Consider the following 13,622-nt stretch of genomic DNA (forward strand, 5'->3'; position numbering starts at 1 on the left):
ATAGTAGCTTTTTTTATGGCCTTGAGCAATTTCTTATACCTTACTGCATAAGGGCTTGCTCATCAAAAAATCGAAATCCTCCTGGGCATCGTGCTAAAACCTCAGCAAAAGTAGGTATTCCATCATCATCTACTGTATTTTGCAATAGCTCGAAGAGCATATTAAAGCAGAGGGTATCTTGTTCTACTTGATTTGCAACAGAAACTATTTCCCATCTATGCACGTCCATAATACTATCGGGGCACAACCTTTTTAGATTCTCCCATTTATCCAAAGCTTGTTTAAGCTCTTCTTTACTTTGGGCGTTATAGCTAAAATCTAATGTACTTTGACTTAACTCTTTAAAAGATTCTTGCCCATATAAGGAAGAGCAAAAATAGACACAGCAAAATAGTAGGGATAATTCTCTCATAGTTGTTACTTTTTACATTTTATACTCTAAAGCAAATTAAGAAAATCCCTTTTTAGACAATGGTAGATTTGGAAACTAACCTTGTTTATTTCTTTTCATGCCAAAAGGAAAGGTATCCTCCTGGCCTATAAGAGTCCCTTTGCTTAAAAAGTCTACAGGAGTGTAACCTGTTATACTTTTATAGAGCTTATTTAAATGGGAAGGACAACTAAATCCATTTTGATAGGCCGCTGTGGCCCAATCTACTGTGTCCTTCGAAGACATTTTAGATTGAAAAGACTTTCTAAAGCGAACTATTTGCTGAAACCTTTTAGCGCTAAGTCCTAGATGCTGAGTGACAAGCGGTTTAAATACTGCCTACATACTTTTAAACTAGAAGTTAAATCATTTATGTGAAGTTCTAAATAATCCTCTAGTATATCCTGCACCCCTTGACTTAGAAGCTTGTTTTCAAACTGCCTATATCTGTTGTGTAAAAAACCATCTAGTAGATGAGTTAAAACCTGTATATCCCTGTTTTGGAATAACTCTATTAATTCCCCTTGAGAAAATAAATCTACTATGCTACAAGTAGTTTTTTGATCTAAATCAACAAAAAATTGATTCATTCCCAAAGGATGAAAAACAATTACAACACGGTTTAAAGTCCCTTTTTGAGTAACTCTTAGTGTATCTTGTCGAATTGGAGTATATAACTGTAAGAAGCCTGCATTTTCATGGAATTCTACACCCGAATTATCTTCTAATCTATAATGACTTTGGTAAAGTGAGATGGAAGTATTGTAGTGAGCAAAACAGTCGTATACACGAAGCTGATTACTAGGTCTACTATCTAAATAATAGTAGTCTACGTATTTTTTGACTATCCCACATTTTGGTTTAAAGGTGATAAAGACATTATCCATAGAGCAATCTTTTCTTATGTTAAATATAGAAGGGGTTTTAAAGTATAAAAGTAAGGTCTATGAATCTACACTACTGTAATACACTATATTTCAGCACAATAACAAAAGAACAATTGTAAATAAAAATAACCAAAGAAGTAAAGGCTAAAATGAACAATTTTATTTAACCTCTTATTGAACTAAGAAACGTTAATTGTACTAGTTCCTCTCGAAGCTTAATAATTTAGTAATCGCCTATCCTCGGGTCTTACTTGAATTTAAAATATAATAAAGTTTATTAATATAACTTTTGATAGAACATATGCCTAAAAAAAATTGACTATCAGGTAAATAACCCAATAGTCAATCTTATTATACCTTATCTAGCACTTATTTCACTAGCAAAGTTTTATTTAAAATCCTTAGTCTACTCTTTGGTAAATCATAGGATTACTAATTAAAACGCTCTCTAAAGAAACACTAGCCGAAGATGTATTATTAGTCTTATCTATGTCTTCTGTTCTAGTAGTAACTGTAGCAATATTTTCAACTACTTTTTGGGCTTCCATACGAACAGTTATTGTCAATGTTTCTACCTCTCCCACCCTTAAGGATTCTAATTTCCACTCACCTGTCTCTTTATCAAAACTACCTTCTGTAGCCTCAGCGCTTACAAAAACTAACCCTCCTGGTAATATATCTTCTACCACCACATCTATAGCAGTATAGGTTTTTGCTTCCTTTAACTCTAGATTAGTCACTTCAATAGTAAATTCCACTAAATCTTTATAGTATACGGTATCTTTAGCAACAGTTTTTACAACTGCTACATCCGCTATACATTGTGGCTGTGCTACAACGTTAGTTGAAATTGTAGATACACTTTTAGTATATGCTCCATTTACAAATTCAAAAGCATAATAAGTACCCTCACCTGCCTCAGTATGATCAACTACCTTAGTACCATCTTGTCTATCTGAAGTAGTATACCAATGGATTTCTGCTCCTGTTGGTATAGATGAGGTATAAAGCTCCATTAAGTTCACCTCTGTAATACCGTCTATACTACAGTCTTCTGCTAAGTAGATAAATGCTGTTTCACAAACCCCTAATAAGTTACATAAACTATACTCTAAAGGATGTTCTGGTAAACTAGCATCTGGACTTACAATAAGCTCACCTGTTTCCAAGTCTAACTCAAAACCTTCTGGCCAATTACCAATTGGTGCAATAGTAGCATTTTTATTCTCCCCTTCTAAAATAACAGCAGTTGGAGTATTTTCTTTTCCTACATAAATAACATCATTATCAATAATGTTTTTATTTGGAGCTGAAAATAAAAAAGTATTATCCGCTGGATTAACTGGTGATACATACTCAGCAAAATCTTCACATATCAATTCCGCATCAACATCAGCATCATCTGGTAATTCCGTAATCATGATATCATCAATAAAAAAATCGTTCCCTCCGTTTATGGATATAGCATTACGAAGTGCAATAGCTATATATGCCGTATCTGCATTCAATTTCGAACAATCACTCGCTTGTGGAATAGAAAACGTCCAAGAGAATTCTTCCCATGTATCTTTCACCTTAGTAGACATTGGCTTTGAACCACCTAATTTTCCTTCTGATAAAGTATTTTGCACCTCAAATTGAAAGGCAATGTTATTTTGCATATTAGCAAATGCCCATACAGAAAATTTATACTTCTTTCCTGCTTCAAGTTCTATACCTCGACGATAAAACTGGTTTAAAACCTCCCCTCCATTCACAGCTAATACTGCTCCGAAATCTTTGGTCTTATCTTCTCTAAGACTTTGAGCATTTTGTCTCCAGAACTGATCCCAGCCTTCAGGCCATTTAAAATTCCCATTTTCATCCACACCTATTTCACTGTAAATTTTATCAGGATTAATAATGGCATAATACCCATCACTAATTACGTTTTGGTATAAAGTTGAATTAGTCTCTTTTGGGTCCCAATCTTCTGTTGGATCTGCAAAACGATAAAATTTCCCACCATGTGTTGAGAAAGTATTATCCAAATTAGCATCTCCCCCAGCTTGGGGTATATTTTGAGAAGGAGTTCTTGTAGTATGATTTCCAAAATCCTCATGGAAAACCACTTTTTGCCCATAACTATACCCCATTGTAAGCATAGATAGCAAAGCAATAAACCAATAACCCAAAGTTTGTTTATTCCTCTCTATTACTGCAGAGGATAAAAATTGTAAATTTTTTGTCATGTAATAAATTTTCAAAAAAATAGTCGTTAATAGGTGTTAAAAATATAGGTACAAAAAGAGTTGAAATCTCTCTAATTCACTGGGCATTAAAAAGGGAAAAAGCACTGTTATAACCTGGTAAATAAATTTACAAAAAAGCTTAATAAACCAAATAAAGCTGTTTTACAAAGCTCTGAAAACAAAGTCATTATAGTACTTTTCAACACTAATAAACCCAAAAACTAGATTTGCTCCTAAATTTGAGTGCAAAGGTAGTCTTTATTCTAATTATTTAGAAATTTGCTATTATTTAAACAGTGTTTTTAACAAAAATTAGCCTATTATTTAACAAATGCAATCTTTTCTAGCCCTCTTTTTTTAATAAAAATAGTTTTATAAAATCAAATTAGGCTATTTTTAGTTTACTACCCCTTTTATAGTGGTACTTTTCACATACTACTAGTATAAGTAAGAAAGTCTACACTTATAAAACAAAGAAAAACATTAAGGAGCATTAACTAAAAAAGGGGCTATCTCATAAAGGTTACCTAGCTGTCATTCAGGAGTAAATTATTAGGTATAATTTATATTTCAGATTAAATAATTAAATTATACTAAGTAAAGCACGATATTTATTAAGTAAAAAAGGGGTTGTCTTCAATTGTGAGACAACCCCTTGTGATATTATTTAAAAACTGTAAGCTAATTTTTATTTTTCCACGATATTTTACCCCATACTTTAATAGAGGTTAACGAGGTAGTTTCACTAGAGAATTCTACTACCACATTATTTTTTTGTAATTCGGTTATTACCTCGTCTTTTGTAAAAGTAGGTAAATTAGCAAAGTCTATATACCCCTGTAGAGGTGAAATTGTTTCTACCTTTTCAAAAGAAAGATTATCACCGAGCTTTGCAGAGGCTAAAACAAAATCCTTTTCTTCTAAAAGCTCAAAACCAGGAGACAGTGTCTTTTGTAAAACCTCAGAGGTTACATCTTCTTGTAAAAAGCTATAGCTAAGCCATGGAAGTTCTTGAGAATACTCTACGGTAGACTCTACTTGATTGAAGTCCTGGTCATAATCCATTACCACCTTAGTGGTTGTAACTAATGTAAGATCTTTAGCCAAACTTACATCTACATAATTAATAGGTGTTGGCTGCTCTAATTTAAGCAAATCGCTAACTATAGGATAAAGACCTGGTATTTGCTCTAAATCCATGGAATAGGTCATCCAAAGTGCTAAATTATCTTTCTTAAACTGCCTTTGCCACATTTGAGTCTCCAATTGTCTATCTAAGTATCTATCTATTTCAAAAGACAACGTATGGTCCTTTAGATTAGCTGCTATACTTAAATTTTTCTCCTTATTTAAAAAGCTGATATCTCCAGTTGGCATTTGATTATAGAAAGCATCTAAATCTTTCACCTTTACCCAGGAGTCTTTAGATTGAAGAGTTTGCAGTAAACCTAAGTCGTCTATATTTTTATCAGCACTAATACTATATACTAGATACTCTTGGTTAAATACTATACTGACATAGGGATTTACCCTTAGAGAAACCACCGATTTTTCCTTGTCTAAGAATTCCATTTCTTGGGCATGATCTGTAGCAAAATAGGAGAAGCAATTATCGTAGTTCTTTACTTTTAAGATACCATAAAAACCATAGGAGCTTGTTTCTTTAGTAAACATATATAGTTTAGATGGTATAGAAACTCCAGGTGTCTTCCATAAGTACTCAGCCCATTGTTTAGCATCTGAGCTTGTAGAATCGCTCTTTTTAGAATCTAAAAACAAAGTCCTTAGATTATTCCATACCATATCATCTACCGCAATGGCTAAAATGCTAGTGGCCTGAGGATCTACTAACTGATTTTTAGCTTGACTTTGTCGATATTTGTATGCTACAAACAAAGCAATAACCAATAAAACAACGCCTATAACAAGGTACTTTGCGGCTTTTTTCATAATTAAACTATACTATATATTATACTTATTTGTACAAATTAGTGATTTGTGTTAGTAGATAACTCAAAGCAGTAGCGTTTTTCTGATTTGGAAAAGAAACACTAATTTCTGAGTATACTTTATTAGATCCCTTTATGGAAGAATATATTTGAATATCCCCATAATTTTTTAAATCTGGAACTGCTTTTTCTAAAGGGCCTTGAAAAGGAAAATCTAGGTTTTCTAGTACTTCACTTAGCTTATCTGTATGAAATACAATGTTTAAAGGATGTCCTTTAGACAGTTCTTTTCTTGTTGTATTTAAAGGATCTGCTTTAAAGGTTCCATTGGAAATACTTTGTATTTGTTTATAATCTGACCCTACAAACATTAAATCGCCTTTAAAGTACATGTAAACCTGCATTAGATCTGATGTATCAGGGAGAGTGTATATACCAGTATTGGAATCATAGGTAAAATCATTTTTATTGATTCCAATTTGTAAAAGAGCTTTAAATAGTCTTTGATCCTTTGAAGTTCCTATGGCTAAAAACTGAGCCTGGCTCACTTGCTTTGTCTTTTCCTCTTCCACTAAGTTATAGTCATCATCCCACTCATAAGAAGTATAGTGTTTAGTTACCTCTTGTACGTCATTTATAAAAACAACCATATCTCCAGGTAGCATATTAGAAATCCCTTTACTATCTAAGGTAACTTCTAAAGCTGTAGTTACTGCCAGTACAATATCATCTGATCCTGATATGAACTTACCATATTGCTGGTAGAACATCCCTGGTGTTCTTTGGATATATTCTTGCATGTTAACATTTAAGCTCATAAATCCAAGGTGCTCAGAAGGGATATACTGCTTGATTTTAGGATTTATCTTATGCTTTAAAACTTTCTTGGTATAAGTTGCAAAATCCTTATCCATGGCTGCTTCGGCTGTAAGTTTCAGCACATTCCCTTGAACTACTAAATCTGCCTGCAACTGACTATATCCTGATTTGAAAGCATTTAGATTCAATCCAAATGGGTCTAGAGCATCAGATGTACCTAGTAAGTTGGAGTAGAACGCATTGAAATCATTAGCCCAAAAACGCACTAAAGTAGAATTATCCTTTAAGATAATCTTTTTATTTTGGCTAAGTACATTTTTGGGAGAAATTATCCCGGGTAAAGCTTGTACTAACCACTCTTTAGATAAGCTATCTAAAATAATCTCATTCTGTGATTTTTCATATAACCCTGGAAGTAAAACTCCATCAGTAGTTTGATAAGCATCATAAGCTCCCTCGTAGTCTACACCATAATACTCATCGGCCTGCTCATATTCATGCAGTGCAACACCAGTTTTAGGCTCCTCACTTGGGTGGTAAGCTTCTGTAATTTCTTTGCTCTTGGCTGCATAATCACCTTGGTAATCCGTACTTTCACTTTCTGCGACAGCATACTCTACTTCAGGCTCTTTGTAGTGCTCACAACCTGGCGCATGCTCCTGGGCTTGTTCAAAGTCATAAGCCTCCCACTGCTGACTTTGGTCTTGCTCATCCTCATCATAAGAATAATCATAGTCCCAATAATTTTGCGTTGCCTCTGGTACTAAACCATAGTGCTCTATAACATCTTCTCTTTCAAAATAAGGATCTTTCAAAGAAGGATAAACAACCATTAAAGTGTTGTTATTATATGCCACAACAGCCTGTAAATGTTCTATGTAATTTACATTAAAACCATCCACTTGTGGTAAATTACCAACTTTTGGAAAAATTTCTTCTGGTAAATAACTGCTATTTTTTAAAGGTAATAAAGCAACCATATAAGAAACACTATCCGTGACTGTATTGTACATATAAGCGTTTCTTTGTAAATCCAATGCCAATTGATCCAAAGAATGTACCTCTTGGGTATTAGAAAGCTCTTTATATATTCCTGTTTTTTCTAAAAACTCATTTACTAGCTCTGTTGTCCCATTTTGTAAAATAGCCTTATTGTTTACAGTTAAAACAAACTCAGGATTACTTGGTATTTTACTAGATAAATCTTGGGCCTGGACCTTAAATGCAGCTATAGCGCATAATAGGGTTAAACTAATGTGTTTTATTTTCATAGTGTTTATTGTTTATTCAAATGAATTGTATTAGATAAGCTGGTGTTCCCTTGAATAAAATCCACTACACTTACCTGAAGTAATACTGCTTTTTTACTAGGTGAAATCCTAGCTAAAGGGTGAGAAGTTTCTACGATATCTTGCTTAAATTTCAAAACCTGTGTATAATTGGCCTGCTTTAAAGCCTGGATATCTTTTGGATTGAACTTCTCTAATACCTTAGCATAACTAGGGTCATAGGTAAACTTTTTACTTACTAATTGATTTTTTTTATCGTAGCTGTAGGCAATATTTTTCGAAAACGTACTATTGAAGTGTTTAGCTAGTGTGGCGTTAAAGTGATTTAAATCTTCCACGGAAGCAAAATCGCAGGATAATTTAGCAATGTAATTTGTGAAGTCTAATGTATACTCCACATTGCTTATCCCTTTTGCATTTTCTAATATCTCAACTACTTCTTGTGTTTTCTGCCTTATTTGACCTTCATTTGGTATTTTATTACCCGCTACTTGATCTAATTTTAGCAAAGTTGCCATTTGGGTTTTACTTTGGCTAATATTCAGTGTAGCCTTTATACTTCCTGAACCGTTCTCAGAAATATTAATCTCTTCTATAAAGTCAAAACAACTCATAAGTAGACTACTACTTAGAAACAGAAGTACCAGGAGTATTTTAGAGGCAATCTTTTTTAACATAAATATACTTTTTACTACTATAACAGTAGTTATCTATAAATAATAAGTTAAAAATACGAAATATTTTACTTTTACATTATTAATATAGCATTGATTTTATTCTATTACAAATATACTGTTTCTTGCAAGGTCATCCTATCCCCGAAACTAGTGGTTTATATCCTTTTTAGGAGATTAAACCATATTCAGTTGCCAATTTTATAGCAGAGCTTAGGTTCTTTGTTCCAAACTTCTCAATTAAATTCTTACGGTGACTCTCTACAGTGTGAGGAGAAATAAATAGTTTTTCTGCCATTTCACTAGTTGTTAATCCTTGGGCAGCTTCCAAAAGGATTTCCTTTTCCCTTCTTGTTAATTTTGGAACGCTATTTAATGCTCCATCTGCCTTTTTTTGAATTACCTCTTGGGTTTGTGGGCATAAAAATGTTTCTCCTGCCATGATACTATGAATAGCCTCAATGATATACTCCACCGATGCATTCTTTTGAATATACCCTTTGGCTCCTTGCTGCATCACACTATTAATAACAGCATACTCATTGTGTACACTAATGATGATGATATGTAAGTCCGGGTATTTTTGTTTTAAAGGCTCAATAAGTTCAATGCTATTGGCATCTGGTAAGTTGATATCCAATAAAAGCACATCAACGCTAGTTTGAGCTAGTCCTTGGTGCATTTTTTGGGCATCAGCATAACATCCTACTACCTGAAAGTTTTCCTCTTTTGATAGTATGGTTGTAAGTCCCTCTAAAAGTAAAGGGTGATCATCTGTAATGGCTATATGTATCATCTATTTATCTTTAAAATGTAATTTCTATACTTGTTCCTATTCCTATTTGTGAGTCCACATGAAGACTTCCTTTTAAAAAGTCTATCCTTGACTGAATATTGTGCATCCCCGCGGAGTTATTCCCCTTTATTTTATCCAAATCAAAACCTACCCCATCGTCTTCCACTGTTAGATGGTAGCTTTGATTATCTTGAGCAAGCTGAATTAAGATAGAGCTAGCCTTAGCGTGTTTCAAAGCGTTATTGGTTAATTCTTGTATAATGCGGTAAACAATTAGCTCTTTGTCTTTTTCTAAAGAATTATCAAAGTTTAAAAACTGCACATCCACTTGTAAACCTTCACGACTCATTCTAGTGGCATAATCTTGCAAGGCTACTTTAAGGCCATAACGCTCTAATAAATCTGGCATCAAATTATGAGCAATACGCCTCAATTCTTCTACAGCTCCATCGAGCTGTGCCATACTTTTATCAAACTCCCCTTGCAATTCCTTAGGCACTTGATGTTGAACCACCGACAGGCCAATTTTAGTACTAGATAGAGCTCCTCCTAATCCATCGTGTAAATCCCTTGAGATTCTTCCTCTTTCTTTTTCCTGCCCCTCTAAAATAGCCATAAGGGTTGCAATCTTTGCATCCTGCTTTTGCTGATCTAAAGTGGCCTTATACAATTCCTTATCCTTTCGCATACTCCTTACTCTTTGGCGTAAGGCATAGGAAAGTAAAACCAATACTAAAAAGAAAACCCCTATAAATACAATATAATAGGTGGTTAGTTTTTCTTTATAGATTATTTCATTTTTATAGTTTTGAATATCTTCTATACGCGCCTTGGACTCTAGTTGAGCTAGCTTTAATTCTTGACTGTTTTTTTGACTTTCTAATTGGGTTAATTTAAGTTCCTTACTCTGATTCTCTTGACGAAGTTTTAAGTTCTCAAACTCCTGCTTTTGCTGCAGACTAATGGCTTGCATTAAAGTAAGCTCATGCTCTTTCTTTTGCATCTTTAAATTCAGTTCCCCTAGTTCCTTTTCTTGCTTTTGCTTATTGAATTGAGCCTCTAGACGTTTGCTAAGCTCCATTTGGTCTTGCTTATAGAGCGTCTTAAAGGTATGCTGATAGGCTTTATAATACTCTAATGCTTCTTTGTAATTTCCTTGTTGCTCACTAATATCTGCTAAGGCCTCCAAGACACTAAGGGTGATATTTAAGTCTCCTAAGGTATTTTTAGATACTTCAGTTAAAGAAAGTAATAGATATTGTTTGGCTTTTTCTACCTCTGCTTTACTTAATGCGATTTCTGCCAAAATACCATAACCTGAGGCTAAGTGGGTATATTGCTGGGTTTGAGTGGCTACCTCAATGGCTAAATTAGCGTAATACTCCACCTTGGACTGATAAGACTCCGGGTAAGCACTCAAATACAATGAGGCTAAATTAATGGCTACAAAAGATAAATGAGAGGCAAAAGGAATCTCGCTTTTATGATCATAATAGGTCTGAATCGCCTCTAAATAATAGGTTTCTGCTAAGTCTCTTTTATTTTCTTGCCTAGGATCCTGGGCATATTGGGTTTCATACATATTACCCATAAGCATATAGGCATTAAAGATACCTAAAGCATCTACTTGTTCTTTAGCGAGATCTAAAGCAAGTAGACTATATTTTTCTTGTAATTCATACTCTTGCCAATTGGCATAAATAGCAGCTAACTCTTTATAAACAGTGGATTTTCTACCAGCTAAAGTAGAGGAGTTTTCTGCCTTATTGAAGTGTTCAATAGCCTTTACAAAGCTTCGTACTCCCTCTGCCTCTTGACCATTTCTAACTTGAAGCCAACCTGTTGCATAACTTACATACCCCTTCGTTTCTTGATCCAAAGTAGACAATGCAGAAGCACTAGCAGCTTGTAAACTCTGAGCAGAGGTAATATAGTTCTCCGACAACCTTTGATTCATTGCATCTATAGCATAAAGATTGGCTGCATACTTACCATCTTTTTCCTTAAGTGCTAATGCAATATTTTCTTGAAAAACTTCATGGGCTAATTCTTGTTGTTGATTAAAAAAAAGAGCACTGATGTATTGTCCAGCGGCATAATACCTTTGTGTTCCCAACTTACTTTTGGCCTCATACTTGACTTTAAGCGAATCCAATACCTCTTGGGAGTGCACACTAATATTGCATAAAAATAAAGCCAATAAGGTAAGAAATATTCTTTTTATCATTTTATCTGTTTTTTGCCCTGCCATTACTATAAACTATAGTAGGCATAAGACCTATATGCAAAGTCCATTCCTACAAAAGTAAGAGTTACTTTGAAATTCTTCGCTTTTTTAAGCCACATAATAACTGGATTTGGGCCCAATTGATACTTTTTAGCTTATTACAAAAGTAACACACCCCAACTTACTAGCCAATCCCTATTTTCAGCTATAAAAACTGACTAAGAGCATTAGATTGATAAAGGCATAAATATAAAAGAATAAAAAAAGCTATCTAAAAACTCCAAACTGTAATTTTTTTAGATAACCTGTCCATATGCAAAAAAAATTCACTCCAATTTTGAAATCCTTAGAAAAGGAGTTTCACTAGAAATAGAAGAAGTAAGATTATAATGTACAAACTAATTTTAACAACTATACTTGACTTCAACATGTCATTAATAATTAATAAAATGAAGAAGATTGTAAATTCCCAACCAGTAATATAGCCAAATATATAAACTAGCGGAAAAGAGAAAAACAAAATAGAGTATAAAAGAAGTGGTAAGTTTTTCTTAGTATTATTTGATAAATTAGGTTTTATAATTGCATTCATGAACAACACAATTATAGAGAACGATGATCCACAAAAAAGTATCCTTTTGAATAGATTGTCTAAATAGTTACTAAAAACAAGGTTAAAAAACAAATTAACAAGTATAAACAAAGCTATTAATGTACTTAGTCGAGCCTTAAAAAGCTACTTTAAAGTGATTTGAAAAAAGACTTCTGTAATAAGTAGCTTGAAATACTGCTTCTAAGAATAAGACAAAAAAGGATTTCCATTTATTGATCATCCTTTTAAAGTTAAATGCAGCTGCTGCAAGCATAATATTGATATTATCTCCAGCAATTCCTTTGTAGAAATTGCGGTTTAAACGGTGATCTGCTTTAATGTGTCCAATAATTGGTTCAATGCTCGCTCTTTTTTTGTGGGCATTGCTCAATTTCTTTCTTTTGTAATAACTATCTGTTTTCTTGGGAGTTGAGGGTATTAGGATAGTGGTGTTTCTTACTTTACTCTTACCTCTATAACCACGATCCACCTTTGCATTTACAGGACTTTTCCCTGTTAGTCTTTCAACTGGATCTAAAACTGGATCTAAAGTATGTCCATCCTACTGATTGGGAAATCCCATAGCTCCAACAATCACTCCGGTGTCTGTTTTTACAAAGGACGCCTTGTTGCCAAATTCATATTTCTTATGTTCTTTTCCCTTAGAAATACAGCAAACTTCAGGCTCATCAAGGGAGTAAATTTTGTCTTTCGAAGCTCTTGACTGACTTAAAACTCTTTCATACAAAGACAAAGTGGGTAAATAAGCAGAATCTGCAGGTAGTTTTCGCTGTAGTTCTCTGACTAATCTTCCTGCTATAGTTTTTAACTTCAGATCTGCTTTTCTTGCCTTAGCTTTATTTCTAGGGTGATTCCTAAAGCTTTGATCAACAAATAGTTTCTTTAGGGTTTTTGTGTAAGTTTGTCTAACAACAATAGCTTGTTATTTAGCTATTTGCTTGCATTTATCAATAATTTTTCAATGTAATTTCCCATCGGTAGGGAAAGTTATGTTCTTTTCCTGGACTGTAATATCGATGTTTACGTGTTCATCATCACTATCCTTACCATTTATGTGAATACTTTCTTTGAAGATTAATTCTACTCCTTGTTGACCTATTCTATGCCGGAAATGTACAAGATCTGAAGCGTCACATGGCTCCTTGGGAACAAAAGAATCCTCCCCACAGAAGTACTGATAGTAAGCATTCTCACTCCATTGTTCTACCACGCTCTCATCGGAAACATTTCTTAAGTGCTTTAAAATCAATAATCCAACCATTAAGCGAATAGGCTTTGCAGGACGTCCGTTATCTGCACAATAAAGCAGTAAAAAAGCTTCTTCGTATCCAGCCGACCAGGTACATCTTGTGGGATTAAATAATTATTCTAAGGTATAAATTAAGGTTCTTGTGATTACATGGGTAGGGCTCTGTAATATTCTTGTGATCGAATATTCTCAAGGACGTATTCTGTGCTTTTATATGGATTCACTTAACTTCTTTTTACAGTTAGCAAAAAAGTGTATGGCATTACTGCTTTTGCGTAGCAGTATATGATTTTGTAAAAAAATGGTTTTTATGTTCTAGTACTACTAGAGAGATAAAATAATTATTCTACGGTATCTAAGTTTAGATTCTTGTAGTTATGTGGATAAAGGTTTGCAATATTCTTGTGGTTGATGGATTTAATATTCTCAAGGACATATTTTAGCCATTTATATGGGTT

General features: G+C 33.7%; 9 protein-coding genes and 1 pseudogene. All 10 read right to left on the reverse strand.

The genetic code is table 11. From position 1 onward, the window contains the following. Positions 1-40 precede the first annotated feature (40 nt). Positions 41-412, reverse strand: a complete 372-nt coding sequence (locus tag ACYSNX_RS04275) for a hypothetical protein (RefSeq protein WP_461753453.1) — start codon at positions 410-412, stop codon at positions 41-43. Positions 413-487: 75 nt separating this feature from the next. Further along, complete coding sequence (locus tag ACYSNX_RS04280) at positions 488-676, reverse strand: hypothetical protein (RefSeq protein WP_461753454.1); 189 nt, start codon at positions 674-676, stop codon at positions 488-490. A 59-nt stretch (positions 677-735) separates the two neighbouring features. Continuing rightward, positions 736-1,317, reverse strand: coding sequence for a hypothetical protein (locus tag ACYSNX_RS04285; protein WP_461753455.1), 582 nt, complete (start codon positions 1,315-1,317; stop codon positions 736-738). Positions 1,318-1,718: 401 nt separating this feature from the next. Further along, positions 1,719-3,548 carry a carbohydrate binding domain-containing protein gene (locus ACYSNX_RS04290; protein ID WP_461753456.1) on the reverse strand — a complete coding sequence of 610 codons (1,830 nt, stop codon included), beginning with the start codon at positions 3,546-3,548 and terminating at the stop codon, positions 1,719-1,721. A gap of 681 nt (positions 3,549-4,229) precedes the next feature. Continuing rightward, positions 4,230-5,498: a hypothetical protein gene (locus tag ACYSNX_RS04295; RefSeq protein WP_461753457.1), complete on the reverse strand. Its 1,269-nt coding sequence runs from the start codon at positions 5,496-5,498 to the stop codon at positions 4,230-4,232. Positions 5,499-5,523: 25 nt separating this feature from the next. Next, positions 5,524-7,587 carry a hypothetical protein gene (locus ACYSNX_RS04300; protein ID WP_461753458.1) on the reverse strand — a complete coding sequence of 688 codons (2,064 nt, stop codon included), beginning with the start codon at positions 7,585-7,587 and terminating at the stop codon, positions 5,524-5,526. 5 nt (positions 7,588-7,592) lie between these two features. Further along, entirely contained in the window at positions 7,593-8,282 is a 690-nt protein-coding gene (locus ACYSNX_RS04305; RefSeq protein ID WP_461753459.1) for a hypothetical protein, read from the reverse strand. Between the two features lie 166 nt (positions 8,283-8,448). After that, the gene (locus ACYSNX_RS04310; RefSeq protein ID WP_461753460.1) at positions 8,449-9,075 is read right to left on the reverse strand and encodes a response regulator; all 627 of its coding nucleotides are present in this window, start codon (positions 9,073-9,075) and stop codon (positions 8,449-8,451) included. A 10-nt stretch (positions 9,076-9,085) separates the two neighbouring features. Further along, positions 9,086-11,302, reverse strand: coding sequence for a sensor histidine kinase (locus ACYSNX_RS04315; protein ID WP_461753461.1), 2,217 nt, complete (start codon positions 11,300-11,302; stop codon positions 9,086-9,088). Between the two features lie 728 nt (positions 11,303-12,030). Beyond that, positions 12,031-13,242, reverse strand: a pseudogene (locus tag ACYSNX_RS04320) (IS5 family transposase); the annotation flags it as partial. Between the last annotated feature and the right edge of the window lie 380 nt (positions 13,243-13,622).

The organism is Myroides sp. LJL115, assembly GCF_054871665.1.

Excerpts from the sequence above, each read along its gene's own strand:
- ACYSNX_RS04275 (WP_461753453.1), bottom strand. The coding sequence starts at position 412 with ATGAGAGAATTATCCCTACTATTTTGCTGTGTCTATTTTTGCTCTTCC.
- ACYSNX_RS04280 (WP_461753454.1), bottom strand. The coding sequence starts at position 676 with ATGTCTTCGAAGGACACAGTAGATTGGGCCACAGCGGCCTATCAAAAT.
- ACYSNX_RS04285 (WP_461753455.1), bottom strand. The coding sequence starts at position 1,317 with ATGGATAATGTCTTTATCACCTTTAAACCAAAATGTGGGATAGTCAAA.
- ACYSNX_RS04290 (WP_461753456.1), bottom strand. The coding sequence starts at position 3,548 with ATGACAAAAAATTTACAATTTTTATCCTCTGCAGTAATAGAGAGGAAT.
- ACYSNX_RS04295 (WP_461753457.1), bottom strand. The coding sequence starts at position 5,498 with ATGAAAAAAGCCGCAAAGTACCTTGTTATAGGCGTTGTTTTATTGGTT.
- ACYSNX_RS04300 (WP_461753458.1), bottom strand. The coding sequence starts at position 7,587 with ATGAAAATAAAACACATTAGTTTAACCCTATTATGCGCTATAGCTGCA.
- ACYSNX_RS04305 (WP_461753459.1), bottom strand. The coding sequence starts at position 8,282 with ATGTTAAAAAAGATTGCCTCTAAAATACTCCTGGTACTTCTGTTTCTA.
- ACYSNX_RS04310 (WP_461753460.1), bottom strand. The coding sequence starts at position 9,075 with ATGATACATATAGCCATTACAGATGATCACCCTTTACTTTTAGAGGGA.
- ACYSNX_RS04315 (WP_461753461.1), bottom strand. The coding sequence starts at position 11,302 with ATGATAAAAAGAATATTTCTTACCTTATTGGCTTTATTTTTATGCAAT.